Origin of the sequence: Streptomyces dioscori (genome assembly GCF_003024195.1) — a bacterium.
GTDB classification, from domain to species: domain Bacteria; phylum Actinomycetota; class Actinomycetes; order Streptomycetales; family Streptomycetaceae; genus Streptomyces; species Streptomyces dioscori.
Genome location: NZ_KZ679040.1, coordinates 758,839 through 785,080, shown reverse-complemented (window position 1 = coordinate 785,080; position 26,242 = coordinate 758,839). Strand labels below are relative to the sequence as shown.

Here is a 26,242-nt window from a genome sequence, read left to right as displayed (position 1 = left end):
AGGACGACCGTTGACCGGCAGCAACGGCTCGATCCTCCGCCACTGCGCATCACTGAGTTCATGCCGCCGCACCATGCCCCGCACCTGCCCGGTCAGAAGCTTGGTCCACCCCACCCAACAAGAGCCATCAGAAACGACCTAGGCGGGGCGCCAGTTGCCGCCTCTGATGAGGTTGCCGTTCGCCCTTAGTTGCGTTGCCACCGCCGGAGCCGCCACGTATACCCATGCCCGTACGCGTGCGCCGTCCGTCAGCCTTGTCACGTCTCTCGGTACGCGCTCGTAGAGGTTGGCCGGGTTGTTCGGGGTGTACTCCTCCAGTTCGTCCAGTGCGGCGAGGAGTTGTGCGTACGTGGTCGGGTCGGCCGTGACCAGTTCGCCGTGGATCAGTCCTCCGGAGCTTTCGGGGGTCTCGACCGCGTACGGGTAACCGGGGCCCTCGTACAGCAGCGCGCCCGTGAGTGTCGCCGGGACCTCCGGGAGTGTGCGGCCGCGAAGGAAGGCGTCGTGGTTTCCCTCGCCACGGAGCAGCGTGCCGTAGACGAAGAACGGCAGTCGGCTCACCCTGCCCGGACCTTTGCAGAAACGATTCCCACCCCACACACATCCCCACACGTTCCCCAGTGATCAGCTATGGACATGACACCGTCCGGCCGCCTAGAACTGAGCGGGCATTCGCATTCGCATCCCCCGCCCTCCACTCCCCCCACCACGCGTTTCGCGTGCCTTCCTGAGGAGTTCGATGCGTTCGACGAGTCGGACACGGCACATCCGGGGCTCGCGCCTCGCCACCGTCGGTATGTCCGCGGCGGCCACCACCTTGCTGGCGGGCGCCCTGTCCCCCGGCGCGGCCGCGGCCGACGGGCCGAGCCGGGACACCGTGCTCGGCAACGCCGCGGCGGTGGTCGCCGACCAGGCCGCGCGGCTGGGCCTCACCTCCGACCAGGGCACGAAGGCCCGTGACGTGATCGTCGACGCCGACGGCACGCAGCATGTGCGGTACGACCGGACGTACCGTCAACTGCCGGTGCTGGGCGGTGACTTCATGGTCCACCTGACGGCGGCCGGTGACTACCGCGGCTCCGAACGGGCCACCACGCGTCCGCTCTCCCTCACGAGCGTCGAGCCGTCCGTGCCGGCGCCGAAGGCGGCCGGGCTCGCCACCGCGGCCCTGCGTCTCGCGAACGTCGGTGAGACGCTCCGCGGGCTGGTCGCGAAGCCGCAGTTGGTGGTCGACGCCCTGCACGGGAAGCCCAGGCTGGCCTGGCGCACCGAGGCGACGGGCAAGGACTCGCTCGGGAATCCGATGGCCCGGGTCGTCCTCACCGACGCGGTCACCGGTCGGGAGATCGACGCCTGGGACAGCATCGAGACCGCGGCCGGCGACGGGCGTTCGCTCTACGCCGGTACGGTCCCGCTGCAGACGACGAAGTCCGGCTCGGCCTATCAACTGACCGACCCCACCAGGGGAAACACGTACACGGGCGACACACAGAACAAGACCGACTCCTGCATCCTGATCCTCTGCTACCAGCGTGCGGCGGCGCCCGTCCTCACCGACGCCGACAACCACTGGGGTACGGGGGCCGATTCGAACCGTGCCTCGGCGGCGGTCGACGCGCAGTACGGCACCGACACCACCTGGGACTACTACAAGAAGGTCCACGGCCGCAGCGGGATAGCGGGCGACGGCAAGGGCTCGTACAACCGTGTGCACTACGGGAGCGCCTACAACAACGCCTTCTGGGACGACGGTTGCTTCTGCATGACGTACGGCGACGGTGACGGGACGACCTTCGGGCCGCTGGTGTCCCTGGATGTGAGCGGCCACGAGATGTCCCACGGCGTGACCTCGAAGACGGCGGCGTTGACGTACTCGGGCGAGCCCGGTGGCCTGAACGAGGCGACCTCCGACATATTCGGCACGCTGGTGGAGTTCTACGCCGCCAACCCCTCGGACCCTGGGGACTGGCGGATCGGCGAGAAGGTCGTGAAGTCCGGCTTCGGCCGCTCGGCGCTCCGGTACATGGACCAGCCCTCCAAGGACGGCAACTCCGCGGACTGCTGGACCTCTTCGGTCGGCAAGCTCGACGTCCACTACTCCTCGGGCGTCGCCAACCATTTCGCGTATCTCCTCGCCGAGGGCAGCGGCCCGAAGACCGTCGGCGGCGTCGCCCACAACGGCACGACCTGCGACGGCACGAAGGTGACGGGCATCGGCAAGGCCAAACTGGGCGCGATCTGGTACCGGGCGCTGACGGTCCACATGACGTCGTCGACGAAGTACGCGGGCGCGCGCACCGCGACCCTGAGCGCGGCGAAGGACCTGTACGGCGCGGGCAGCGCGGAGTACGCGGCGGTGGGGGCGGCCTGGTCGGCGGTGTCGGTGGGCTGAGCCGACGCGAGGTTCTTCCGGCCGCCCCGGTTCACGGCCGGGGCGGCCTCTTGCGGGTCGGAGCCGGTCTGCGGGCGACGGTCAGTGACGGTCGGTCAGGTAGACCGAGCGCAGCTTGAGGCGGTCCGAGGCCGGCCGGCCGTGCGGACGCAGTGTCCAGGAGTCGCCGGTGCAGTCGGGCTCGGTGAACACCATCACCCAGGTGTCGGTGTCGTTGTGCGGGGCGAAGGCCGGCTCGGACGCGCCCGGGTCCGCGACCTCGGGCAGCACGATGCAGCCGGGGCTCTCCGGGTCGTGCAGGGTGGCCGACTGCGGCCGGCCGTCGAGCCCGGCGTATTGATAGGAGAAGTCTCCTGTGGCGGCGCTCGCGGACACCGGGTGGGTGAGCACGAGAACGAGGGCTCCGACCGCGGCGGCAGCGGTGTGGCGAAGACGCATTCCTTTTCCTCCGGAACGTTGACGGCTCCTCGGTGCCGATGAGCCCGAAAAGTCCGCGAATCCGTCTGCCGCATCCCCCGGCCCGGCCGCCCGGATACGCGGTGTCACCCGCACGTGAGTGAGGTATCGATCCTGCGTACGCCGTGTGGGTCCGCGACCCATCGCCTGTCGGTCGAGATTTAAAGGCTGGCCGCTCATGGGCGCCGTGTGCCACGGTTCACGCGTCGTACACGGAGATCACGGAGCCCCATGCCACCCGCACCCAAGATGAACCCCGACGAACTCGACATCGACGAGACGCTCGTCGGGCGGCTCGTCGCCGAGCAGTTTCCCGAGTGGGCCGGGCTGTCCGTGGAGCGGGTCGTGTCCGCCGGGACCGACAACGCCATGTACCGGCTCGGCGACGACATGGTCGTACGGCTGCCGCGGCGGCCCGGTGGGGCGGGGCAGGCCGAGAAGGAGCAGCGGTGGCTGCCGAAGCTCGCGCCGCGGCTGCCGCTCGCCGTCCCCGTGCCGCTCGCCGCGGGCGCCCCCGGGCAGGGGTACGCGCTCCCGTGGGGCGTGTTCCGCTGGCTGGACGGCAGCAACGTCTACGACGAGCCTTTGGGGAAAGGTGACGAGTTGGCCGATGCCGCAGGCCAGTTGGGCCGGTTCGTGGCCGCGCTGCGTGAGGTCGACGCCGTCGGCGGGTCGCCCTCCTGGCGCGGAGGCCCTCTCGCCGACGACCGTCACGTCCGGGCCGCCATCCGTGAGCTGGGCACGGACGGCGTGTTGGACGCGAGCGCCGTGACCGCCCGCTGGGAGGACGCCCTGCGGGTCCCCCGCTGGACCGGCGCACCCGTCTGGCTGCACGGCGACCTCCTGCCCGGCAATCTGCTGGCCCAGGACGGTCGCCTCAGCGCGGTCATCGACTTCGGCGGGCTCGGTACCGGCGATCCGGCGGCCGACGTGCTCGCCGCCTGGGCCGTGTTCGACGGCGGGACCCGGCCCCTGTTCCGCGAGGCCGCCGGCGTCGACGACGACACCTGGGCCCGCGGGCGCGGCTGGGCCCTGCACTTCGGGCTGACGGCGGAGCACCACTACCGGGTCACCAATCCCGTACTGGCGGCCGTCGGCCACCGGGCGGTGACGGAGGCCCTCGCCGACGCCGAGTAGGAAGCCCGGCTGCCTCAGCAGCAGAGCGCCCGGCAGCGTCATGGCAGCCTCAACCGCCGTACGCCCGGACCGCCTTGGCCTCCCGCAGCGCCGATCCCCACCACCCCAGCTGGTCCAGCATCACCTTCGCGGCGGCGTCCGGCGCCGCGGGGTCGCGGTGGCGGCCCTCGTCGTCGAAGGACGCGCCCGCGTTGTGGAAGGACACCGTGTCGCGGACGGTGACGGCGTGCAGTTCCGCGAAGACCTGGCGGAGCTGCTCGACGGCCCGCAGGCCGCCCGAGACCCCGCCGTACGAGACGAAGCCGACGGGCTTGGCCCGCCATTCCTCGTAGTGCCAGTCGATGAGGGCCTTGAGCGAGGCGGGGAAGGAGTGGTTGTACTCGGGGGTCAGGACGACGAAGGCGTCGGCGGCGGCCAGCTTGGGCGTGATCTTCGCCAGCTCGGCGGTCACCTCGGGTGTCGGGGAGTAGGAGAGGGCCGTCGGCAGTCCGGCGTCGGCCGTGTCCACCACCTCGGCCGTGAGGTCGTCGCGTTCGCGGAGCCGGCCGAGGAGCCAGTCCGCGACGACGGGGCCGAAGCGGCCTTCCCGGTTGCTGCCGATGATGACGGCGACCTTGAGGGGTGCGGGGAGAGGGGTGTGAAGGGGTGCGGCTACGTCCGCTGTGGGGTTCATGCGCCGAGCCTCACACCTCGACCAAACTTGAGGTCAAGGCGGCAGCGGCGGGAACCGGTCACCCGTTCACACGTGCCGTCCCCATCTCTTCGGGTTCTTTGCGCCGGAGCACTCCTGATACCCCGGTGACCTGGCAAAACGCCAACGCGGCGGCATGTCCCCTCCCCTCGCCTGACGCCCGTTCAGCGCACTTCTGACGTGACATCAGGAGGCGTACGCCGTCGACTGCCACTTACCTCGGTAGGGCAGGGCGTGACCGACGCAGCGGCACTTGGGGGTGTCGCGGGCCGCGCCCCTCGGAGGAGCACGCACGATGCGCACAGCCCGCCTGCTGACCGGTACCGCGCTCGCCGTCGCCTCGGCGGCCCTCTGCGCGGCACCCGCGTACGGGGCGGATGGGAACGCGGGCGACGCCGGGTCCATCGAGCTCTATCCGGCCACTGTCGCGCCCGGCGCCGAGGTCACCGTGAACACCGCGTCGTGCGACGCCGACGACGCCGTGTCGGGTGACGCCGGGGCCGTCGGCGCGGGCCGTTTCACGCTGATCCCCAGCGCGCACGAGGGGGACGCGGTCGGCCGGTTCGAGGTGCCGCCCTCCGCGCAGCCCGGCACGTACGAGATCGTCGTGCGCTGTTCCGGCGGTACGCGGATGACCGGCGACCTGGTGGTCACACTCACCTCCACCCAGGAGAGCAGCCCGCAGACGCAGGTCCACCCGCGGGGAAGTGTGAAGACGGGGGTCGGCGGCGCACTCGGCCCCGACCCCGTGCAGACCGCGGCGGGAGTGGCCGCCCTGGCCGTCGCCGCCGCGGGCGGTACCTGGCTCCTGCATCGCCGGGCGAGAGGCGACGGGATCTGACGGACACCCTCCGCTGTCCACCGGTACCGCCGCCCCCTCCTCCTCCGGGCCCGACGCCCCTCGTGGCCCGGAGGGGGACGCGGGGCCGAGGAACGTCACAGAGATCCGGTCGCAGAGACCAGTGGAACGTCACAAAACCCATGGAACGTCACAGGAGGAGAGGGGGCCGGGTGCGAGTGCGAGTGCGTCCGTTCAGCAGCGTCTCGAACATCTCGACCATCTCGATAGCCGTCGCCACCCTCGTCGCGCTGCTCTGCGGGGCCTGGCTGCTGCACAGTGGCGCGAAGACGCACGCGCCGCCGCAGCCGTCGGCCGCGCAGGCCCGCGCGGGCGGCCATGTCGACCGGCCCGCCGCCGCCGCGCTCCCGCACTCACCGCCCGCCCGCGTCCGTATCCCCTCGATCCGCGTGGACGCCCCCCTCATGGGCCTCGGCCTCTCCCCGCAGGGCAGCCTCGACGTGCCGCCCGCGGCCAGGAAGAACCTCGCCGGCTGGTACGAGGCCGGTACCGCACCCGGCGAGAAGGGCACCGCGATCGTCGCGGGACATGTCGACAACGCCGAGGGCCCCGCCGTCTTCTACCGGCTCGGCGCCCTCAGGAAGGGCAGCACGATCGAGGTCGGCCGCCGGGACGGCAGCGTCGCCCTCTTCTCCGTCGACACGGTCGAGGTGTACGACGCCCGCGACTTCCCGGACGAGAAGGTGTACGGGGCCGCCGGGCGCCCGGAGCTGCGCGTGATCACCTGCGGGGGCGGCTACTCGGCGGGCACCGGCTACCAGGGCAATGTGGTCGTCTTCGCCCACCTCACGGGCAGCCGACGGTCCTGATCGCCGGGAGCGCCGGGAGCGTCAGGAGGGTCAGGTCAGGTGGATCAGGCGGGCCGAAGGCGCCAGGGGGCCGGCGGGGCTCAGAGCCAGAAGTCGTACGCCAGCTTCGCCACCAGCGCGAACACCACCGTCAGCAGCACGCCCCGTACGAAGCCGCTGCCCTTCTTGAGCGCGGTGTGCGCCCCGGCCATGGCGCCGACGAGGTTGAACACGGCCATCAGCGCGGCCAGCTGCCAGAACACCGTGCCCTTCCAGGCGAACGTGGCCAGCGCGCCCGCGTTCGTGCAGCAGTTGATGATCTTCGCGGTGGCGGAGGCGGACACCAGGTCGAGGTGGAGCAGCGCGGTCAGGGCGAGGACCAGGAACGTGCCCGTGCCGGGGCCGACCAGTCCGTCGTAGAAGCCGATGCCCAGGCCCGCGAGCCCGATCGCGGCGAGGACGCGGCGCGGTGAGACGGGCTCGGCCGAGGGGGCCGTACCGAACGCGGGCTTCAGGATCACGAAGGTGCCGACACCGAGCAGGACGACCATGACCACCGGTTTCAGGATCTCGGTGCTCATCCCGGTGGCGACGAACGCCCCGGCCGTGGACCCGGCCAGTGCCGCGAGCCCGATCCGTATCGCCGTGCGGACGTCCACGGGTGCCTTGCGCGCGTACGTGACCGCCGCGCCCGTCGTCCCGACGATCGCCACGGCCTTGTTGGTGCCGAGCGCGTACTGGGCGGCCGAGCCCGAGTTCGGCAGGCCGAGGAGCAGGGCGGGGAGGAGGAGCAGCCCGCCGCCGCCCACGACCGCGTCGATCCAGCCGGCCGCGAGGGCGGCGAGGCACAGGACGACGACCATGGTCAGCGATATGTCGGGCATGATCACGACACTACGGACGAGATAGATGCGCCGTCCATGGATGTCGTGAACCTTGAGGGACTTCTGAGGTTCCCACCGCAGGCGCATACGGACCGCCCCGCAGGTCAGGCCGTCGTCTCCAGGTAGCGCAGGACCGCCAGTACCCGCCGGTTCTCCGTGTCGGAGGGCGGCAGGCCGAGCTTGGCGAAGATGTGGGCGATGTGCTTCTCCACGGCCCGCTCCGAGACGGTGAAGGACGTGGCGATGGCGTGGTTCGTACGCCCCTCGGCCATCAGCGCCAGCACCTCGCGCTCGCGGGGCGTCAGGGCGTCCAGGGCGGTGGCGCGGCGGCTCGCGCCGAAGAGCTGGGCGACGACCTCGGGGTCGAGGGCGGTCCCGCCGGCGGCGATCCGCTCCAGCGCGTCCACGAACTCGGCGATGTCGACGACCCGCTCCTTGAGGAGGTAGCCGACGCCTCCCGGGTGGGTGCCGAGCAGCTGGGCCGCGTATCTCGTCTCGACGTACTGGGAGAAGATCAGCACGCCGGTGCCGGGGTGGTCGGCGCGCAGCCGTACCGCCGCCCTGATTCCCTCGTCCGTCTGGGTCGGTGGGAGCCGGATGTCGACGACGGCGGCGTCCGGGCGGTGCTCGGCCACGGCGGTCAGCAGCGCGTCGGCGTCCCCGACGGCCGCGGCGACCTCCACGCCGCGCAGCTGCAGGAGCTGGGCCAGGCCGTCGCGCAGGAGGGCGGAGTCCTCGGCGATGACCACGCGCATGCGCCCCTTCTCTCCCATCTGCCCCGTCTCCCCCATGTGCCCTCTTGTTTCTGGTGGGTGCCTCAGCCTCAGTACGGCAGCTCGACCGTGACCACCGTAGGCCCTCCCGGTGGGCTGTCGCAGGTGAGCGTGCCGTCGACGGTCCGTACCCGGGTCAGCAGGCCGGTGAGCCCCGAGCCCGCGCCGATCGCCGCGCCCCCGCGGCCCTCGTCCCGGACGGTGAGCGCGAGCAGCCCGGCGCGGGCGGTCACCCGCACCCTGGCGCCGGACGCCCCGCTGTGCTTGGCCGCGTTGGCGAGGAGTTCGGCGGCGCAGAAGTAGGCGATGGACTCGACGGCGGGCGCGGGCCGGTCCGCGATGTCGGTGACGACCTCGACGGGCAGTGCCACGTCCGCCGCGAGGGTGGCGAGGGCCGTGTCGAGGCCCTGGTCCAGTACGGGCGGATGGATGCCCTTGACGAGATGGCGCAGGTCGGCGATGGCCTGCTTGGCGTTGCCCTGGGCGGTGTCGACGACGGTGAGGAGCCGGTCGCGGTCCGCGTCCGCGCCGATCAGCTCCCGGATCATCGTCAGATGCATCGCGAGCCCGACGAGCCGGGCCTGTGTCCCGTCGTGCAGGTCGCGCTCGATGCGGCGCAGGGTGGCCGCCGCGTCGTCCACGGCCTGGGCGCGCGTCTCCTCCAGGGTGCGGATACGGCGGTCCGCGGCGCTCGGGCCGAGCGTGGCGGCCAGCAGGAGGCGGTGCGGGATGAGGGCGTGGCGCATCAGCCAGGGCGCGGCCGACAGGAGCAGGAGCCCCGCGGCCACCGGGATCAGCCAGCGCGGCCAGGTGTCGAGCTGGACGCCGAGGACTTCGAGGGACACGTGCCGTACGGAGTCCCCGTCGCGCACGGTGTGGTGGTTCCAGCGCTTGAGGAGGGGGTGGAGGAGCGACTGCGTGCCGTAGCCGTATGCGCCGAGGGCCACCGCGTACGCGAGGGCCGCCGTGACGGGCACGCCGAGCGCGCAGCCGACGGCACGCCAGCCGGTCCGGCCGAGGAGCAGGGCGCGGCGGCGGCCCAGGACGCCGTGCGTGCCGTGCGCGCCGGGTGCCGGCGGTTCCTCGATCGGCAGGTGCAGCAGACGCCGCGCGAGGGCCCGTTGGAGCGCCCCGAGCGCGAGCGCGCCCCGCACGGTCAGTGCGAGGACCCACAGCCCCAGCGTGGTCACGGACAGGACCCCGCCGACGAGCAGCCCCGCGAGGGTCAGCAGGCAGCCGGCGAGGGCGAGCGGGAACGCGATCGCCGAGTACAGGAGGGTGGCGAGGGCCCGCGGGGCGAAGGCGGCGAGCGGGCGCCGGGCGAACCGGCGGGCCCGTACGGCGGCGGTGTCCCGGTGGTACGGCGTGCGGGCGGTGTCCATGGTCACTCCTCGTTCGCTCCTCTCGGGCTCTCAAGGTTTCCGTGTTCCGTCCCCGCGGGCGATGGTGCTCGCACGGGGGTGGGGGTTCGGCTATCCCCACCCCCGGGTCCGGGGCGGCTCACCGAGCCCTCTCGCCCCCGCCGAGAACCCTCACATCCGCGCCCGGCCTCCGCTGAGGGCAGCGTTCCCCGCGGGAAACAGTCGTGATGCTGCCGGGTAACACCGGCACCGCACGCTGCCGTACATGACCTCGAATACGCGTGTGGTGGTGATCGGCGCCGGCCTCGCGGGCGTACGTCTCGCCCGCAGGCTCGGAGAGCTCGGCGTGTCCGCCGTGCTCGTCGGCGAGGAGGAGCACACCCCGTACAACCGGGTGCTGCTCGCGGAGGTCCTCGCCGGGCGGTACGCCCCCGAGGTCATCGCCCTCCCGACGCCCGAGCGGCTGACCCGCGGCCGGGTGGTGCACATCGACCGCGCACAGCGGCAGGTGCACCTCGCCGACGACACGGTGATCGCATACGACACGCTGGTCCTGGCCACCGGCTCGAACCCCGTACTGCCGCCGCTGCGCGGCCTGTTCACCCCCGGCCGGCACGAACTGCCCGAAGGCGTCCACGCGTTCCGCACGATGGACGACTGCCTGGGCCTGTCCGACGCCGTACGGCAAGGCACCCGGGCCGTCGTCATCGGCGGCGGCCTGCTCGGCGTCTCGGCCGCCCGCGCGCTCGCCGAACGCGGCGCGCAGGTCGTCCTGGCCCAGCAGGGCGAACGCCTGATGGAGCGTCAACTCGACCCGTCGGCGTCCGAGCTGGTGCTCCGACACCTCAAGGACCTCGGCGTCGAGGTGCACACCGAAAGCCGGGTACGCGGTGTGCGCTGCGTCGAGGGCGCGGTCCGCTCGGTCGAGATGGCCGACGGATACACCCTCGGCGCCGACCTGGTGGTGCTGGCCTGCGGAGTACGTCCACGCGCCGGCCTCGCCCAGGACGCGGGGCTCGCCGTCCACAAGGGCGTCATCGTCGACGACGAGCTGCGCACCTCCGACCCGCACATCCGGGCGATCGGCGACTGCGCGCAGCACGACGGCCAGGTGTACGGGCTGGCCGCGCCCGCCCTCGAACAGGCCGACGTGCTGGCCGAGTTGCTGGCCGGGGCAGGGCACGCGTCACCGGCCGGGACCGGGTCCGCGGCGGGCGCGACCGGTTACAGCGGCACCCGCGCCCTCACCCGGCTGACCCTCGCCACCGGCACCTTCCCCGCCGGCGGCGGCCCTCTCGACCTCGCCGCCTTCGGGGAGCACACCGCGCTCCCCGGGGACGACGTCATCCAGCTCACCGACGCCACCCGCGGCACCTACCGCAAGGTCGTCGTCCGCGACGACCGCCTGGTCGGCGGGGTGCTCGTCGGCGAGCTCGGCACCGTCGGCGCGCTCGCCCGCGCCTGGGAGGGAGCCGAACCGCTCCCCGCGGACGGCGCCCCGCTGCTCCACCTGCTCACCAACGATGGAGGCTCCTGATGTCCACGACCGCACCGGTGGGAACTGGCGCCCGCCCCACGATCGTGCTCGTCGGCCACGGCATGGTCGGCCAGCGCTTCCTCGAAGCGCTGGCCGAGCGCGGCCTGACCGCCACGCACCGGGTGGTCGTGCTGTGCGAGGAGCCGCGTCCCGCGTACGACCGCGTACAGCTCACCTCGTACTTCTCGGGCCGCACACCCGAGGAACTGTCCGTGACGGACCTGGAGTTCATCGCGGAGCACGGGATCGAGCTGCACCTCGGCGACCCGGCCGAGACCGTCGACCGGGCCGCCCGCAAGGTCACCGCCCGCTCGGGTCTCGTCGTCGGCTACGACACGCTGGTCCTCGCCACCGGCTCGTTCCCCTTCGTGCCGCCCGTGCCGGGCAAGGACGCCGAGGGCTGCTTCGTCTACCGCACGATCGAGGACCTGCTCGCCATCGAGGAGTACGCGAAGGCGCGGGCGACGACGGGCGCGGTGGTCGGCGGCGGGCTGCTCGGACTTGAGGCCGCCGGAGCGCTGAAAGGGCTCGGACTGGCCACGCACATCGTGGAGTTCGCACCCCGGCTGATGCCCGTCCAGGTCGACGAGGGCGGCGGCGCGGCCCTGCTCCGGACCATCGAGAACATGGGCCTCACGGTCCACACCGGCACGGGTACGCAGGAGGTCGTCACCGGCGACGACGGCGCCGTGACCGGCATGAAGCTCTCCGACGGCTCGACGGTCGCCACCGACCTGGTGGTGTTCTCGGCCGGGGTACGCCCCCGTGACCAGCTCGCCCGCGACTGCGGACTCACCGTGGGCGAGCGCGGCGGCATCAGCGTCGACGACCAGTGCCGGACCGTCTCCGACCCGCGGGTCTTCGCGATCGGCGAGTGCGCGCTGGCCTCGGACGGCCGGGTGTACGGCCTGGTGGCGCCCGGCTACGAGATGGCGGAGACGGCGGCCACCACGATCGCTGCCGCGGCGACCGCCGACGCAACGGCCGCCGGTGACGAGAGCGCCCTCACCGGCACCGCCGAGGCGGCCTCCTTCACCGGCGCCGACCTCTCCACCAAGCTGAAGCTCCTCGGTGTCGACGTCGCCTCCTTCGGTGACGCGCACGGCGCCGCCGCCGACTGCCTCGACGTCGTCTACGCGGACTCCCGCTCGGGCACGTACAAGAAGCTGGTCATCGGGCCGGGCGGGGAACTGCTCGGCGGCATCCTGGTCGGCGACGCGGACGCGTACGGGACGCTGCGGGCGTTCACCGGTTCGGTGCCGCCGATCGCACCCGAGCAGCTGGTCCTCCCGGCCGGCGCGGGCGCTCCCGTCCAGCTCGGCCCGTCCTCGCTGCCGGACGAGGCGATCATCTGCTCCTGCCACAACGTCACCAAGGGCGCGATCCGGGGTGCCGTCACCGAGCACTCCTACACGACGGTCCCCGAGGTCAAGAAGTGCACCAAGGCCGGTACCGGGTGCGGCAGTTGCGTCAAGGTGCTCGGCCAGCTCGTCACCTCCGAACTGGAGGCGAGCGGCGTCGAGGTCGACAAGGGCCTGTGCGGCTGCTTCTCCCAGACCCGCGAGGAGCTGTATGAGATCGTCCTCGCCCTGCGCATCTCCTCGTACCAGCAACTCCTCGACCGGTACGGCCGCGAGGACGCGCGCGGCGGGGACGGGTGCGAGGTCTGCAAGCCCACCGTCGGCTCGATCGTCGCGTCGCTCGCGCCCACGATCGGCGCCGAGGGGTACGTCCTCGGCGGTGAGCAGGCCGCCCTCCAGGACACCAACGACCACTTCCTGGCCAATCTGCAGAAGAACGGCTCGTACTCGATCGTGCCGCGCATCCCCGGCGGCGAGATCACGCCCGAGAAGCTCATCGTGATCGGTGAGGTGGCCCGCGACTTCGGCCTCTACACGAAGATCACGGGCGGTCAGCGGATCGACATGTTCGGCGCGCGCGTCGAGCAACTGCCTTTGATTTGGGCGCGGTTGGTGGACGCGGGCTTCGAGTCCGGGCACGCGTACGGGAAGTCGCTGCGGACGGTCAAATCGTGCGTCGGGCAGACCTGGTGCCGTTACGGCGTCCAGGACTCGGTGCGCATGGCCATCGACCTGGAGCTGCGCTACCGGGGTCTGCGGTCGCCCCACAAGCTCAAGTCGGCGGTGTCCGGGTGCGCCCGCGAGTGCGCCGAGGCCCAGTCGAAGGACTTCGGCATCATCGCCACGGCCGCCGGCTGGAACCTGTACGTCGGCGGCAACGGCGGAGCGACTCCGCGTCACGCCGACCTGCTCGCCCAGGACCTCTCCGACGCCGAGCTGATCCGCCTGATCGACCGGTTCCTGATGTTCTACATCCGTACGGCCGACCGGCTGGAGCGCACCTCGACCTGGCTGGAGCGGATTCCCGGCGGCCTCGACCACGTCCGTGACGTCGTGGTGGACGACTCGCTCGGCATCTGCGAGGAGCTGGAGTCGCTGATGACGGCGCATGTCGCCGCCTATCGCGACGAGTGGGCCGAGACCATCAACGACCCGGAGAAGCTGTCCCGCTTCGTCTCCTTCGTGAACGCGCCGGACACGCCCGACCCGGTCGTCGGGTTCGTTCCCGAGCGCGACCAGATCAAGCCCGATCTGCCGCTGCTGACGATCGGTACCCGTCCTCTGGAAGGAAGCGCCCAGCGATGACGCTCGCACCCGAGACCACGACGCTCACGGTCCAGCTCCGGCTGGCCGGACCCGACGACAACTGGTTCGCCGTGTGCGACCTGTCCGTGCTGATCCCCGGGCGGGGGGTGGCCGCGCTGCTGCCGGACGGGCGGCAGGTGGCGCTCTTCCTGGACCGTACGGGTCGGATGTACGCGATCGACAACCGTGATCCGTTCTCGGGGGCGGCGGTGCTGTCCCGCGGGCTCACCGGCTCCCACCAGGGTCGGCCGTTCGTGGCGTCGCCCCTCCTGAAACAACGCTTCGACCTGGCGTCGGGGGCATGCCTGGACGACGACGCGGTGCGGGTGACGACGTACGAGGTGCGGGCACACTGACGCTGCTTTTGCCTGCGCAGTTCCCCGCGCCCCTGAAAAACCCGACTGTCCCACCGTCTTTGACTGCGGGTCCGGTGGGGGTTGCCCGCGCAGTTCCCCGCGCCCCTTAAGGGCAAAAGCTGGGGCGCAGCCCCGCTTTTAGGGGCGCGGGGAACTGCGCGACAAGCCCCCACCGGACCCGCAGACGACGAACGGGATGGGGCGCAGCCCCGCCTCGAAGGGGTGCGGGGAACGGCGCGGGCAACCCCCACCGGGGCCGCAGACGTATGCGCGACGTGACGCGTGCATGTCACCGCGTGGCCACGGCGCGGCCACCCCGTGCTCTTAGGATCCGGCGTGCGCGACCCCGTCCCCAACCTGCGGACGGGACAGCCTCCGCACCCTTGGAGCGACAGTGGAACGTCGTACTCTCCTGCGCGCGGCCGTACTCGGCGGATCATCGGCCGTCCTCGGCGGAACCCTGTGGCGCGGCGCCGCCTACGCCGCACCCGCCCAGCCAGGCACCGGCCCGTACGGAGCGCTCGGCTCGCCGGACGCGAACGGCGTCAGGCTGCCGAGCGGCTTCACCAGCCGGGTGATCGCCAGATCGGGCCAGCCGGTCACCGGTACCTCGTACACCTGGCACAGCGCCCCCGACGGCGGGGCCTGTTACGCCGACGGCACGGGGTGGATCTACGTCTCGAACTCGGAGATCAACCCGTCCGGCGGCACGAGCGCGGTGAAGTTCTCGTCGGCGGGCGCGATCACGGGCGCGTACCGCATCCTGTCCGGCACCCGGCAGAACTGCGCGGGCGGCAGGACGCCGTGGAACACCTGGCTGTCCTGCGAGGAGGTGTCGCTGGGGTATGTCTACGAGACCGACCCGTGGGGCGTGAACGCCGCGGTGCGCCGGGACGCCATGGGCCGTTTCAAGCACGAGGCGGCCGCGGCCGACCCGGTGCGCAAGGTGGTGTATCTGACCGAGGACGAGACGAACGGCTGTCTGTACCGGTTCGTGCCGACGACCTGGGGCAGCGGCGGCCTCTCCGCCGGCACCCTGCAGGTCCTGGTCGCCGGAACGGCCACCTCCGGTTCCTTCACCTGGGCGAACGTGCCCGACCCGGACGGCTCCCCCACCACGACCCGTACGCAGGTGTCGGGGTCGAAGAAGTTCAACGGTGGCGAGGGCTGCCACTACGCCGACGACACGGTCTGGTTCACCACCAAGGGCGACAACCGTGTCTGGCAGCTCAACCTGAGCGCCAACACCTACGAGCTGGCCTACGACGACTCGCTCGTCACCTCCGGCACCGCCCCGCTGACCGGCGTCGACAACATCACCGGCACCGCCTCCGGCGACCTGTTCGTCGCCGAGGACGGCGGCAACATGGAGATCTGCGTGATCACGCCCGACGACGTGATCGCCCCGTTCCTGCGCGTCGACGGGCAGTCGGGCTCGGAGATCACCGGCCCCGCCTTCTCCCCCGACGGCACCCGTCTCTACTTCTCCAGTCAGCGCGGCACCAGTGGCAGTTCGTCCGGTGGCATCACGTACGAGGTGCGGGGTCCGTTCCGCGCGTGACCCCGGGCCGTCCGGTGTACGGACGACGGACCCGTGAGCGGAGAGCTACCGTCCGGTCACGTCACGTTCGCATCACGGGTCCGTCATTCCGCCGTGGCACCGAGAGCCCCTCTCATACTTTCGTCACCTCACATCCGACTGATCACCCTCGTGATCATGCATACGGATATCGACAGATATCTGGGGGCTCACGGTGAACCTGTTCCGCAAGTCCGCCTCCGTGGCCGTCGCCGCGCTGGCCCTGGCCGCCGTTTCCGTCACCACCGCCGAGGCCCACGACGGCCTGCACCCGTTCAAGAACTGCACCGAGGCGTACGAGAACGGGTACTCGAACATCGTCAAGGGCGACGACCACTACGGCGAGCACCTGGACCGCGACAAGGACGGCATCGGCTGCGACCAGCCGCCGTCCGACTTCGTCCCCGCGAGCGACCAGGGCAAGGACACGGACGGCAAGAGCACGGACGACAAGGGTGCCCAGGACGCCACGGGCGAGGGCACGGGCACCGGGCGGCAGAACACCGACCTGGCGGAGACCGGGGGCAGCGGCGCCACCCCGTACATCGCGGCCGGCGGCGCTGCCGTGCTCCTGGCCGGCGGCGGGGTCCTGTTCGCCCTGCGCAGGCGACGCCACGCCGACTGACACACGGGCGCACAGCCGCGCCCCGCGACCGAACGGCGTGAGGAAACTCAGATGGTCGGGGTGTCGTCCACAATCGGGCGGTGGATCTCGACGACCGGCTTCCACCCGTCGGAGAACTCGATGAAGTCCGCACGGGTGGGGTAGGTGTCGATCGCGCGACGGTCACGCTTGGGGCTGTCGCCACCCTTGCGTCCCCGGGGAATCTGCTCCTCGAAGATGTCGACCTTCACGTCGGGAACCTCCTTGAGGCCCTGGCGCCAGATCTGCACGACGTCGGCGCCGAACGCCTGCCGGGCCGCTGCGTAGAGAGCCGTGAGGGCTCCCTTGTCCCCACCAGGGACGAAGAGCGCCAGGTCCAGCACGACGCCGGCGGACTGGAGGACCTCGATGGTCACCGGGCCCTTTTCGTCGGCCACGTAGATTCCGGCTTCATTCTCGTCGTCGGGAAGGCAGGAAACCTCTTCCTGGAATACGGTTCGCGCCGTGATCGAGCCGCCCTCGAAATCCTCACCGGACTTGGTCAGAAAGGCAGAGACATAGCAGTCGGGAATCTTGAGTTCTGCCGTGTCGGCGGAAACGAAGAGCCTGTCCTTCACGCCGAGCTTCGTCACCTCTTCCAGCGAGAGGCGGCGAGCGGCAATCTTCTCCGTGTTCACGATTTCCCTTTCAGGTTGCACTGTCCCTCCGAACCAGGACGCTACCACGAAACCCCGAGGTCAACTGCCCAGTAATGACTGGGTACATGACCCTCGACGACCTGCCCGTGAGGTTACCGAAGCGAGTGCCATTCGGCCGGGAATACACAACCGGAACAAATGCTACGAGGCGGGACCGGACATAGACGGTTCGTACGGACCTGCCACCCCCGGCGCGATGAAGTGGCCGCACCGGAACACCAACGGCGCGCACCGTCACCGCGCACAGGTGCACCTGGCCGACGACGGATCCTCAATCTGCGCGGACCATGCCGAAGAGGCGGCACCCCCGCACAGGGTGCCGCCTCTTCGTTTTCGTGCACCGGGTCCGTCCGCCGCCGGTGAGGGTGGGTGGCGGATGGCGGGCCCGGAGCCCCGTGGGCCTACCGGTGGTCGCTGCCCGTCGAGGTGGAGGCCGCTCGGCCTGCTTCCAGGCGGGCCACCGGGATGCGGAACGGTGAGCAGGAGACGTAGTCGAGTCCCACCTCGTGGAAGAAGTGGACGGACTCCGGGTCGCCGCCGTGCTCGCCGCAGACGCCGAGCTTGAGGTCGGGACGGGTCTCACGGCCGGCCTTCACGGCGTCGCGTACGAGCTTGCCGACGCCGTCGCGGTCGATCGTCTCGAACGGGGAGACCCCGAAGATGCCCTTCTCCAGGTAGGCCGTGAAGAAGCTGGCCTCGACGTCGTCGCGGCTGAAGCCCCAGACGGTCTGCGTGAGGTCGTTCGTGCCGAAGGAGAAGAACTCGGCCGCCTCCGCGATCTGACCGGCCGTGAGCGCGGCGCGTGGCAGCTCGATCATCGTGCCGAGGGAGAGTTTCAGGTCCACGCCGGTGTGCTCCTGCACCTCGGCGATGACCTGTTCGGCCTCCTCGCGGACGATCTCCAGTTCCTGGACCGTGCCGACGAGCGGGATCATGATCTCGGCGCGCGGGTCGCCCTTGGCGTTCTTGCGCTCGGCGGCGGCCTCGGCGATGGCCCGTACCTGCATGGTGAACAGGCCGGGGATGACCAGACCGAGGCGTACGCCGCGCAGGCCGAGCATCGGGTTCTGCTCGTGCAGCCGGTGGACGGCCTGGAGGAGGCGCAGTTCGTTCTCGTGGGGGTCCTGGCGGGCCTCCGCGAGCGCCACCCGCACCGACAGCTCGGTGATGTCCGGCAGGAACTCGTGCAGCGGCGGGTCCAGGAGGCGCACGGTGACCGGCAGGCCGTCCATCGCCTCGAAGAGCTGCACGAAGTCCTGCTTCTGGAGCGGCAGAAGCTCCTTCAGGGACTCCTCGCGCTCGGCGTCGGTGTCCGCGAGGATCAGCCGCTCGACGAGCTCGCGCCGGTCGCCGAGGAACATGTGCTCGGTGCGGCACAGGCCGATGCCCTGGGCGCCGAAGCGGCGGGCGCGCAGCGCGTCCTCGGCGTTGTCGGCGTTGGCGCGTACGCGCAGGCGGCGCTTGCGGTCGGCGAAGGCCATGATGCGGTGGACGGCCTCGACCAGTTCGTCGGCGTCGTCGGCGCCCGCGTGCATGCGGCCCTCGAAGTACTCGACGACGGGGGACGGCACGACCGGGACCTCGCCCAGGTAGACCTTGCCGGAGGAGCCGTCGATGGAGATGACGTCGCCCTCCTCGACGACGTGGCCGCCCGGCACCGTCATCCGGCGCCGCTTGGTGTCGACCTCCAGTTCCTCGGCGCCGCACACACAGGTCTTGCCCATGCCGCGGGCGACGACGGCCGCGTGGGAGGTCTTGCCGCCGCGCGAGGTGAGGATGCCCTCGGCCGCGATCATGCCGTCGAGGTCGTCGGGGTTGGTCTCGCGGCGGACGAGGATGACCTTCTCGCCCGAACGCGACCACTTGACGGCCGTGTACGAGTCGAAGACCGCCTTGCCGACCGCGGCGCCCGGCGAGGCGGCGATGCCCCGGCCGATCTGCTCGATCTTCGTCCCCTCGTCGAAGCGCGGGAACATCAGCTGGGCCAGCTGGGCGCCGTTGACGCGCTGCAGCGCCTCGGCCTCGTCGATCAGGCCCTGGTCCACGAGCTGCGTGGCGATACGGAAGGCGGCACCGGCCGTCCGCTTGCCGACGCGGGTCTGGAGCATCCACAGCTGCCCGCGCTCGATGGTGAACTCGATGTCGCACAGATCCCGGTAGTGGTTCTCCAGGGTCTTCATGATCTGCATGAGCTGGTCGTACGACGTCTTGTCGATCTGTTCGAGGTCGGCGAGCGCGACGGTGTTGCGGATGCCCGCGACGACGTCCTCGCCCTGCGCGTTCTGCAGGTAGTCGCCGTACACGCCCTGGTGGCCGGAGGCCGGGTCGCGGGTGAAGGCGACGCCCGTGCCCGAGTCGGGGCCGAGGTTGCCGAAGACCATGGAACAGACGTTGACGGCGGTGCCGAGGTCGTGCGGGATGCGCTCCTGTCGGCGGTAGAGCTTGGCCCGCTCGGTGTTCCAGGAGTCGAAGACCGCGTGGATGGCGAGGTCCATCTGCTCGCGCGGGTCCTGTGGGAAGTCCCGGCCGGCCTCGGTCCTGACGATCTTCTTGAACTTGGTGACGAGCTTCTTCAGGTCGGCCGCTTCGAGATCGGTGTCGACCGCGACCTTCTTGGTCTGCTTCGCCGCTTCCAGCGCGTCCTCGAACAGCTCGCCCTCGACGCCGAGGACGGTCTTGCCGAACATCTGGATGAGCCTGCGGTACGAGTCCCACGCGAAGCGGTCGTCCCCGGCCTGCTTGGCCAGACCCTGGACGGACTTGTCGGAGAGGCCGATGTTCAGGACGGTGTCCATCATGCCGGGCATGGAGAACTTGGCGCCGGAGCGGACCGAGACGAGGAGGGGGTCGTCGGCCTGTCCGAGCTTCTTGCCCATGGTCGCTTCGAGGGCGTCGAGGTGTGCACTCACCTCGTCACGCAGTGCCGCGGGCTCGTCGCCGCTGTCGAGGTAGGTCTTGCAGGCCTCGGTGGTGATGGTGAAGCCGGGAGGCACGGGGAGACCCAGGTTGGTCATCTCGGCGAGGTTGGCACCCTTGCCGCCGAGAAGGTCCTTGAGTTCCTTGTTGCCTTCGGTGAAGTCATAAACGAACTTCACGCTCCCGCCGACGCTCCCGACACTGCTGTCGACGCCGCTGTCGCCGTTCGCGGCTACGTGGGGATCTTTGTTTTCCGACACGGGTCTCGACTCCTCGACGACGCGGTGGCTGCCCTGACGACGGGGAACATACCCAGATCGAAGGCGTCTGGGTACGTCCACTTGCGCGTCATACGGCTGTAACCACTCGTCCGCCACCAGATCGAAAGTCAAGGGATGGTAAGCCGTTGGGGCCTACAGCGTTCACTTCTTGAAGGCGCGGGCGCTCACAGACCCGACATCGCGCTCACCTGAGCGGCTTCCGGCACGTCTGAGTTCACGTCGTCAATGATCAAAGGGTGGCACTGAGTGCCACCCTTTGGAGAAGTGCAGCCACCCAAGATCCGCTCATCTGAGCGAAACATCGATCATGCGTGGCGAGAATCACGCCGTTTTCGGCGCCCGGATTTCATCATGCGGACGCGTTCCCCGACCGGAAACACCACCGTCACATCACCTCGCGCGGGCGCCCCGCACGGCCCGCCGGCCCCTCGGCGCGCCCGTCGTCTCACACGCCCAGGGCGAGCAGGCGCTCCTCGATCCGCTCGGGCGCGTACAGGTGCTCGACGACCAGCGCACCGGCCCCGACCAGGGCCGCCCGTTCGCCGAGCCGGGACGTGACCACGTCCAGGTGGGCGGTGGAGCGGGGCAGGGCCCGCTGATAGAGCAGTTCGCGCACCCCGGTGAGGAAGGCGGTTCCGGCCAGATCCCCGGCGATCATCAGGACGCCGGGGTTGAGCAGGGTCACCACCGTGGCGAGGACGTCACCGACGTGCCGTCCCGCCTCCCGTGCGAACGCCGCCGCACCGGGGTGCCCCGAGGTGAGCAGATCGCGCACGTCCGAACCCGACGCCGCCGGAACCCCCGACTCCGCCAGTTTGCGGGCCACGGCTCCCCCGCTGGCGACGGCGGCGAGACAGCCGTACGACCCGCACCGGCACAGCGCGTCGGCGCCCTCCGGGACCCGGATGTGCCCGATGTCCCCGGCTCCGCCGTCGATGCCCCGGAAGATCGTGCCGCCGACGACCACCCCCGCGCCGATACCGGTGGAGACCTTCACCAGGACGAAGGCCGAGCAGTCGGGGTGGGCGGTGCGCTGCTCCCCGTACGCCATGAGGTTGGCGTCGTTGTCGACCAGGACCGGGACCGGTCCGGCGCCCGTGTGCTCGGTGAAGGCGCGCGTCAGGCGGCCTCTTATGTCGTAGCCGTCCCAGCCGGGCATGATCGGCGGCTGGACGACCCGGCCCGTGTCGGTGTCCACCGGTCCCGGCACGGCGAGCCCGATCCCGCACACCTCGGCCGCCCGGTGCCCGGCCTTCTCCAGCAGTTCGGCGAACCAGCGGCCCAGCTCGCCGAGGACCACGTCCGGGCCGTCCTCGACGAGCAGCGGACCGGCGTGCTCGGCCAGCAGTTCACCGGTCAGGGACAGTACGGCGGCGCGTGCGTGCCGGGTGTCGAGGTCGGCGGCGAGGACGACGGCGTGGGCGTCGTCGAACTCCAGCCGCACCGAGGGGCGTCCGCCGAGCGGCGAGTCCACCGGGCCCGCGGCGCCCTCACGCAGCCAGCCGGCCCGGAAGAGCCGGTCGAGGCGCTGTCCGACGGTGGCCCGGGACAACCCGGTGACCTGTTGCAACGCGCCGCGGGTGGTGGCGCGTCCGCTGCGCACCAGCTCCAGCAGGTCGCCGGAGCTGGCCTGGCTCCCGGCCCTCCCGGTCCTGACGGCCATGTCGCTCCTCCCTCTGGTTCCGGTCATACGCACCCCTTGCGTTCACCAACTCTGCATTACATATTGAGTTTTGCGTGTTAAATAGACGTAACCCTACGGTAGCTACTGCCGAACTGGTCGGCGCCATGTCTTCGGGGAGACCTGAGTGGACCGCACAACCCAGCTCACCGCCCGCCGCACTGTGCACTTCGATCCCGTACGCACCGCGGCCTCACCGCCCTTCACCGGCCAGGGTGAGACCGGCCGGGCCCGGACCGCCGTATACGATCCGGTCCTCCCGGCGGAGTCGCTGCACGCCAGGGCGGCCCAGGTGCTGGACGGCAACTGGCGGGGCGCGTCCACGGTGCCCTCGCGCAGCCTGTATCCGCACCAGTGGTCCTGGGACTCCGCGTTCATCGCCATCGGGCTGCGGCATCTGTCGCCGCTGCGGGCCCAGACCGAGCTGGAGACGCTGCTCGACGCGCAGTGGGGCGACGGCCGGATCCCGCACATCGTGTTCAACCCCTCCGTCCCCCTCGACGCGTACTTCCCGAGCCCGGACTTCTGGCGCTCCTCGACCGCGGGGCGCGCGGCGGGCGCCCCCGGCACCGTACAGACCTCGGGCATCGTGCAGCCACCGGTGCACGCGCTCGCTGTGTGGCTCGTGCACTGCGCCGACCCGGGGCTGTCCCGGTCACGGTCCTTCCTGGCCCGGATGTACCCGCGCCTCGCGGCCTGGCACCGCTATCTGCTGCACCGCCGGGACCTCGGGGGCGGGGGCCTCGCCTCGGTGGTCCACCCCTGGGAGCAGGGCATGGACAACGCCCCGAGCTGGGACGCGCCGCTGTCGCGCGTCACCCCGGCGCCGGCCCGCTCCTTCCGCCGCGCCGACCTGGACCACGGCGCCGCCGAGGACCGCCCGACCGACCTGGACTACGGCCGGTACGTACGGCTGGCGGCGGACTACCGGGACGGCGAGTACGCGGACGGCCGTCACGCGGACGCGGGTCACGGGGGCGGCGGTCACGGGAGCGGTACGCGCCCCGGCGGCGGTGCCGGGGCCCGAACCGGCGGCGGTGGCGGTGAATTCGCCGTGGAGGACCCGGCGTTCAACGCGCTGCTGATCGCCTCCGAGCACGCGCTGGCGCGGATCGCCCGGGAGCTGGGCGCGACGGGCACCGCCCGGCACGCGCGCGCCGAGCGGCTGACGGCGGCGCTGGTCGACCGGCTGTGGGACCCGGCGGAGGGCATGTTCTTCTGCCGGGACGTGCGCACGGACGAGCGGATCCCCGAGCGCGGGGTCTCAGGACTCGTCCCGCTGATCCTGCCGACGCTGCCGCGCGAGACGGCCGCGACGCTCGTACGGACCCTGCGCGGCCCGCACTTCGGGCTCGGCGGCACGACCCGGCTCGTACCGAGCTACGACCTGACCGGGCACGCCTTCGACCCGCACCGGTACTGGCGGGGGCCCGCCTGGTTCAACACCAACTGGCTGGTGGAGCGGGGGCTGCGGCTGCACGGGGAGCTCGCGTACGCGGCCGAACTGCGGGGCGCGCTGCTGGAGACGGCGGACACGTCCGGGTTCGCCGAGTACGTGGACCCGTACACCGGCGAGGCCTGCGGGGCCCTCGGTTTCAGCTGGACCGCGGCGCTGACGCTGGACCTGCTGCACGGGACGGCGCCCGAGGCGGCGCACGGCAGCACCGAAAAGCTGCGCGGGACCGAAAAGCTGGGCGGGGCCGAAGAGTTCGGCACGGACGACGAGTTCGGCGCGACGGAGAAGTTCGGCGAGGGTGCCTTGGGAGGGGACCTGCGATGACGGACCGGCAGCATCTGCTCGTACACGGCGGGACGTTCGTCGCGGTGGGCGACGGCGGCGACATCAGCGGAGTACGCGGCGGAGGCGGCTCGCACTCCGCCCCCGACGGGATGTTCGTGCGCGACGCCCGGCATCTGAGCCGCTGGCAGCTGACCGTCGACGGCGCGGTGCCCGAAGCGCTGTCGCCGGTGACGGACGGCGACACGGCCCGCTGCGTCCTCGTGCCGCGCGGCGGCCGGCAGGAGCCGCCCGCCCACACCCTGTTCCGCGAACAGGCCGTCGCCGACGGCTCGTTCGTCGAGTCGCTGCGGATCACCAGCAACCGCCCGGTGCCGACGACGGTCCGCATCGCGATCACCGCCGACGCCGACTTCACGGACCAGTTCGAACTGCGCACCGACCACCGGACGTACGCGAAGACCGGCGCGGTCCGCTCCCGCGAAGTCCTCGACGACGGCGTGGAGTTCAGTTACCAGCGCGGGGAATGGCGGTCCTGTACGACCGTCACGAGTGAGCCCGCGCCCGACGGGGTCGAGGAGACCGGCACGGGCGCGCGGCGCCTGGTGTGGGCCCTGGACCTCGAACCGCACGGCTCGGCCGAACTGTCCCTGCGGGTGGCGGCCCGCCCGCACGGCATGCCGGCCCCTGAGGTGCCCCTCACCCCGGCCGCCGCGAAAGCCCGGCTCCGGGCGCTGGAGAGCGAGTTCGCGGAGGGCGTGCCGTTCCCGACCGGCTGGCCCGAGCTGGCCGCGGCGTGCGCGCGGGGTATCGCGGACCTGGCAGTGCTCCAGGTACCGGCGACCGGGCCCGACGGGGAGGAGCTTCGGGTTCCGGCGGCGGGGGTGCCCTGGTTCCTGACGCTGCTCGGCCGCGACGCGCTGCTCACTTCGCTGTTCGCGCTGCCCTACCGGCCCCAGCTGGCCGCCGCCACCCTGCCCGCGCTCGCCGCGGCCCAGGCCACCGAGGTCGGCGTGGGCACGGTCTCCCAGCCCGGCAAGATCGTGCACGAGGTGCGGCACGGGGAACTGGCCCACTTCGGGCAGGTGCCGTACGGCCGCTACTACGGCTCCGTCGACGCGACCCCGCTCTTCCTGGTCCTCCTCGGCGCGTACGTCGAACAGACCGGCGACACGGCACTGGCCCGCAGGCTGGAGCCCAACGCCCGCGCGGCGATCGGCTGGATGCTCGACCACGGCGGGCTGACCTCCCGCGGCTACCTCGTCTACCGCGCGGACGAGGGCGGCCTCGCCAACCAGAACTGGAAGGACTCCCCCGGCGCGATCTGCTCCGGCGACGGCAGCCGGCCCACCGGGCCCGTGACGGCCGCGGGCGCGCAGGGGTACGCGTACGACGCGCTGCGCCGGACCGCGCAGCTCGCCCGGACGGTGTGGGACGACGAGGTGTACGCGGCGCTCCTCGAACAGGCCGCCGGGGATCTGCGGGACCGGTTCCAGCGGGACTTCTGGATGGCGGACCGCGCGTTCCCCGCGCTCGCGCTCGACGGCGACGGGAACCACGTCGACGCGCTCGCGTCCGACGCGGGGCATCTGCTGTGGTCCGGGCTGCTGGACAAGGAGTACGGGGAACTGGTGGGGCGGCGGCTGCTGGAACCGGACTTCTTCTCCGGGTGGGGCGTGCGGACGGTCGCCTCCGGGCAGCCCGCCTACCATCCGCTGTCCTACCACCGGGGGTCGGTGTGGCCGCACGACAACGCGCTGATCGCGTTGGGGCTGGCGCGGTACGGGCTGCATGACGAGGCTCGGGCGGTGGCGCGGGGGCTGGTGGACGCGGCGGGTGTCGCGGGGCACCGGCTGCCGGAGGTGCTCGCGGGGTACGGGCGGGGTACGCATGCGGAGCCTGTGCCGTATCCGCATGCGTGCGTACGGGAATCGCGGTCTGCGGCCGCGCCGCTGGCGTTGCTGACCGCGGTCGGGGGTGCGTGAGGTTTCGCTGCCGGGTGCGGGCCGGTGGGGGCGGGCCCAAAAGATTGCGCAGTTCCCCGCGCCCCTAGGTGGGACGGGGCGCAGCCCCTCCCCGAGGGGCGCGGGGAACTGCGCGAGCAACCCCCACCGGACCCGCACATTCAGGGGCGCGGGGAACTGCGCGGGTGACCCCCACCGGCCCGCAGACGAACACGGGTTTTCAGGGGCGCGGGGAACTGTGCGAACGGCCCCCGCCGGGCCGCGCCCGGGGGCTGCCCGAGGGGCTCGGTGGGGGCTTGGGAGGGCTGGGGGTCAGACCGCCAGGACCCGGATCGACGGGTGTTCCTCTGTGTTGAGGTACAGCTTTTCCTGCGTGCCCCGTTGTTCCAGCTCCAGGACCAGCCGGTACCGGTACAAGCCCGGCCGGGCCGTGCTCAGAACCGTGCCGGCCCAGTAGTAGTACACCGGCGTGAACTTGTCCCGCATCCGGTCAGGCGCCCCGTAGATCTTCAGCTCGGTGAAGATCTTGCGCTCCGCCACGTCCTCCTCGTCCCCGGACTCCGTGTCGAGAAAGACGATGCTGTTGATCTTCGGCATGGGCGGCCAGGTGTTGTCGATCCGCTTGTCCATGTCGATGGGCCGCACGATCCAGTTCAGGACCTGCCCCTGCTTGCAGAACGTCTGGAGGTGGTTCGTGCCCTGCCCGTCACCGCCGATGCTGTTGTCCATCATGAACATCGACTCGCTGAGCGAACCGGTCTCGGTCGCCCGCTCCATGTCGATGAGGGTGACGATGTTGAGCTGGACCGAGTTCAACTGGCCCGGGTTCTGCTTCTGTTCGACGGCTTCGCCGACAGTGCTCGTACTCATCGCTCCTCCTG

General features: G+C 71.4%; 21 protein-coding genes. 11 read left to right on the top strand and 10 right to left on the bottom strand.

Annotated elements, in window-relative coordinates; all coding sequences use genetic code 11:
* Positions 1–138: 138 nt before the first annotated feature.
* The gene (locus C6Y14_RS11320; protein WP_107016397.1) at positions 139–561 is read right to left on the bottom strand and encodes a gamma-glutamylcyclotransferase family protein; all 423 of its coding nucleotides are present in this window, start codon (positions 559–561) and stop codon (positions 139–141) included.
* 178 nt (positions 562–739) lie between these two features.
* On the opposite strand from C6Y14_RS11320, the gene C6Y14_RS11315 reads away from it, so the two are divergent.
* Positions 740–2,392, top strand: a complete 1,653-nt coding sequence (locus C6Y14_RS11315; RefSeq protein WP_225891002.1) for a M4 family metallopeptidase — start codon at positions 740–742, stop codon at positions 2,390–2,392.
* Positions 2,393–2,473: 81 nt separating this feature from the next.
* Here C6Y14_RS11315 and C6Y14_RS11310 read toward each other — a convergent pair whose 3' ends face one another.
* Positions 2,474–2,830, bottom strand: coding sequence for a hypothetical protein (locus C6Y14_RS11310; protein ID WP_107016396.1), 357 nt, complete (start codon positions 2,828–2,830; stop codon positions 2,474–2,476).
* 249 nt (positions 2,831–3,079) lie between these two features.
* Here C6Y14_RS11310 and C6Y14_RS11305 point away from each other — a divergent pair, with 249 nt between their 5' ends.
* Complete coding sequence (locus tag C6Y14_RS11305; RefSeq protein ID WP_107016395.1) at positions 3,080–3,985, top strand: aminoglycoside phosphotransferase family protein; 906 nt, start codon at positions 3,080–3,082, stop codon at positions 3,983–3,985.
* Positions 3,986–4,034: 49 nt separating this feature from the next.
* Here C6Y14_RS11305 and C6Y14_RS11300 read toward each other — a convergent pair whose 3' ends face one another.
* Positions 4,035–4,658, bottom strand: a complete 624-nt coding sequence (locus tag C6Y14_RS11300; protein WP_107016394.1) for an NADPH-dependent FMN reductase — start codon at positions 4,656–4,658, stop codon at positions 4,035–4,037.
* Between the two features lie 313 nt (positions 4,659–4,971).
* Between C6Y14_RS11300 and C6Y14_RS11295 the strand changes: the two genes are divergently transcribed.
* Positions 4,972–5,517 carry a hypothetical protein gene (locus tag C6Y14_RS11295; protein WP_107016393.1) on the top strand — a complete coding sequence of 182 codons (546 nt, stop codon included), beginning with the start codon at positions 4,972–4,974 and terminating at the stop codon, positions 5,515–5,517.
* Between the two features lie 176 nt (positions 5,518–5,693).
* On the top strand, positions 5,694–6,344 hold the full coding sequence (locus tag C6Y14_RS11290; protein WP_225891017.1) for a class F sortase: 651 nt from the start codon (positions 5,694–5,696) through the stop codon (positions 6,342–6,344).
* Between the two features lie 80 nt (positions 6,345–6,424).
* Here C6Y14_RS11290 and C6Y14_RS11285 read toward each other — a convergent pair whose 3' ends face one another.
* From C6Y14_RS11285 to C6Y14_RS11275, 3 genes are all read right to left on the bottom strand, one after another.
* The gene (locus tag C6Y14_RS11285; RefSeq protein WP_107016473.1) at positions 6,425–7,207 is read right to left on the bottom strand and encodes a sulfite exporter TauE/SafE family protein; all 783 of its coding nucleotides are present in this window, start codon (positions 7,205–7,207) and stop codon (positions 6,425–6,427) included.
* Positions 7,208–7,311: 104 nt separating this feature from the next.
* Entirely contained in the window at positions 7,312–7,962 is a 651-nt protein-coding gene (locus C6Y14_RS11280) for a response regulator transcription factor (RefSeq protein ID WP_107016472.1), read from the bottom strand.
* A gap of 68 nt (positions 7,963–8,030) precedes the next feature.
* Complete coding sequence (locus C6Y14_RS11275) at positions 8,031–9,362, bottom strand: sensor histidine kinase (protein ID WP_107016471.1); 1,332 nt, start codon at positions 9,360–9,362, stop codon at positions 8,031–8,033.
* A 244-nt stretch (positions 9,363–9,606) separates the two neighbouring features.
* On the opposite strand from C6Y14_RS11275, the gene C6Y14_RS11270 reads away from it, so the two are divergent.
* From C6Y14_RS11270 to C6Y14_RS11250, 5 genes are all read left to right on the top strand, one after another.
* On the top strand, positions 9,607–10,878 hold the full coding sequence (locus tag C6Y14_RS11270) for an NAD(P)/FAD-dependent oxidoreductase (RefSeq protein ID WP_107016391.1): 1,272 nt from the start codon (positions 9,607–9,609) through the stop codon (positions 10,876–10,878).
* Positions 10,878–13,544 (top strand): nitrite reductase large subunit NirB, encoded by a 2,667-nt coding sequence (nirB, locus tag C6Y14_RS11265; RefSeq protein WP_107016390.1) that lies wholly within the window; start codon positions 10,878–10,880, stop codon positions 13,542–13,544. The genes C6Y14_RS11270 and nirB overlap by 1 nt, the downstream gene beginning before the upstream one ends.
* A complete protein-coding gene (gene nirD / locus C6Y14_RS11260) occupies positions 13,541–13,900 on the top strand; it encodes a nitrite reductase small subunit NirD (protein WP_107016389.1) in 360 nt (119 codons plus the stop codon). The genes nirB and nirD overlap by 4 nt, the downstream gene beginning before the upstream one ends.
* 394 nt (positions 13,901–14,294) lie before the next feature.
* Entirely contained in the window at positions 14,295–15,461 is a 1,167-nt protein-coding gene (locus C6Y14_RS11255) for an alkaline phosphatase PhoX (protein ID WP_107016388.1), read from the top strand.
* A 193-nt stretch (positions 15,462–15,654) separates the two neighbouring features.
* Positions 15,655–16,104, top strand: a complete 450-nt coding sequence (locus C6Y14_RS11250) for an excalibur calcium-binding domain-containing protein (RefSeq protein WP_107016387.1) — start codon at positions 15,655–15,657, stop codon at positions 16,102–16,104.
* A gap of 47 nt (positions 16,105–16,151) precedes the next feature.
* On the opposite strand, the gene C6Y14_RS11245 is transcribed toward C6Y14_RS11250, so the two are convergent.
* From C6Y14_RS11245 to C6Y14_RS11235, 3 genes are all read right to left on the bottom strand, one after another.
* Positions 16,152–16,760, bottom strand: coding sequence for a hypothetical protein (locus C6Y14_RS11245; protein ID WP_107016386.1), 609 nt, complete (start codon positions 16,758–16,760; stop codon positions 16,152–16,154).
* A gap of 422 nt (positions 16,761–17,182) precedes the next feature.
* The gene (gene ppdK / locus C6Y14_RS11240) at positions 17,183–19,957 is read right to left on the bottom strand and encodes a pyruvate, phosphate dikinase (protein WP_404828759.1); all 2,775 of its coding nucleotides are present in this window, start codon (positions 19,955–19,957) and stop codon (positions 17,183–17,185) included.
* Positions 19,958–20,423: 466 nt separating this feature from the next.
* Positions 20,424–21,641, bottom strand: coding sequence for an ROK family protein (locus C6Y14_RS11235; RefSeq protein WP_107016384.1), 1,218 nt, complete (start codon positions 21,639–21,641; stop codon positions 20,424–20,426).
* A gap of 145 nt (positions 21,642–21,786) precedes the next feature.
* Here C6Y14_RS11235 and C6Y14_RS11230 point away from each other — a divergent pair, with 145 nt between their 5' ends.
* Positions 21,787–23,439, top strand: a complete 1,653-nt coding sequence (locus C6Y14_RS11230) for an MGH1-like glycoside hydrolase domain-containing protein (protein ID WP_225891001.1) — start codon at positions 21,787–21,789, stop codon at positions 23,437–23,439.
* On the top strand, positions 23,436–25,382 hold the full coding sequence (locus C6Y14_RS11225) for an amylo-alpha-1,6-glucosidase (RefSeq protein WP_107016383.1): 1,947 nt from the start codon (positions 23,436–23,438) through the stop codon (positions 25,380–25,382). Before C6Y14_RS11230 ends, C6Y14_RS11225 begins: the two co-directional genes overlap by 4 nt.
* A gap of 291 nt (positions 25,383–25,673) precedes the next feature.
* Here C6Y14_RS11225 and C6Y14_RS11220 read toward each other — a convergent pair whose 3' ends face one another.
* The gene (locus C6Y14_RS11220) at positions 25,674–26,231 is read right to left on the bottom strand and encodes a hypothetical protein (protein WP_107016382.1); all 558 of its coding nucleotides are present in this window, start codon (positions 26,229–26,231) and stop codon (positions 25,674–25,676) included.
* Positions 26,232–26,242 lie beyond the last annotated feature (11 nt).

Excerpts from the sequence above, each read along its gene's own strand:
- C6Y14_RS11295 (WP_107016393.1), top strand. The coding sequence starts at position 4,972 with ATGCGCACAGCCCGCCTGCTGACCGGTACCGCGCTCGCCGTCGCCTCG.
- C6Y14_RS11305 (WP_107016395.1), top strand. The coding sequence starts at position 3,080 with ATGCCACCCGCACCCAAGATGAACCCCGACGAACTCGACATCGACGAG.
- C6Y14_RS11275 (WP_107016471.1), bottom strand. The coding sequence starts at position 9,362 with ATGGACACCGCCCGCACGCCGTACCACCGGGACACCGCCGCCGTACGG.
- C6Y14_RS11235 (WP_107016384.1), bottom strand. The coding sequence starts at position 21,641 with ATGGCCGTCAGGACCGGGAGGGCCGGGAGCCAGGCCAGCTCCGGCGAC.
- C6Y14_RS11270 (WP_107016391.1), top strand. The coding sequence starts at position 9,607 with ATGACCTCGAATACGCGTGTGGTGGTGATCGGCGCCGGCCTCGCGGGC.
- C6Y14_RS11280 (WP_107016472.1), bottom strand. The coding sequence starts at position 7,962 with ATGCGCGTGGTCATCGCCGAGGACTCCGCCCTCCTGCGCGACGGCCTG.
- C6Y14_RS11225 (WP_107016383.1), top strand. The coding sequence starts at position 23,436 with ATGACGGACCGGCAGCATCTGCTCGTACACGGCGGGACGTTCGTCGCG.
- nirB (WP_107016390.1), top strand. The coding sequence starts at position 10,878 with ATGTCCACGACCGCACCGGTGGGAACTGGCGCCCGCCCCACGATCGTG.
- C6Y14_RS11285 (WP_107016473.1), bottom strand. The coding sequence starts at position 7,207 with ATGCCCGACATATCGCTGACCATGGTCGTCGTCCTGTGCCTCGCCGCC.
- C6Y14_RS11310 (WP_107016396.1), bottom strand. The coding sequence starts at position 2,830 with ATGCGTCTTCGCCACACCGCTGCCGCCGCGGTCGGAGCCCTCGTTCTC.
- C6Y14_RS11300 (WP_107016394.1), bottom strand. The coding sequence starts at position 4,658 with ATGAACCCCACAGCGGACGTAGCCGCACCCCTTCACACCCCTCTCCCC.
- C6Y14_RS11220 (WP_107016382.1), bottom strand. The coding sequence starts at position 26,231 with ATGAGTACGAGCACTGTCGGCGAAGCCGTCGAACAGAAGCAGAACCCG.
- C6Y14_RS11315 (WP_225891002.1), top strand. The coding sequence starts at position 740 with ATGCGTTCGACGAGTCGGACACGGCACATCCGGGGCTCGCGCCTCGCC.
- nirD (WP_107016389.1), top strand. The coding sequence starts at position 13,541 with ATGACGCTCGCACCCGAGACCACGACGCTCACGGTCCAGCTCCGGCTG.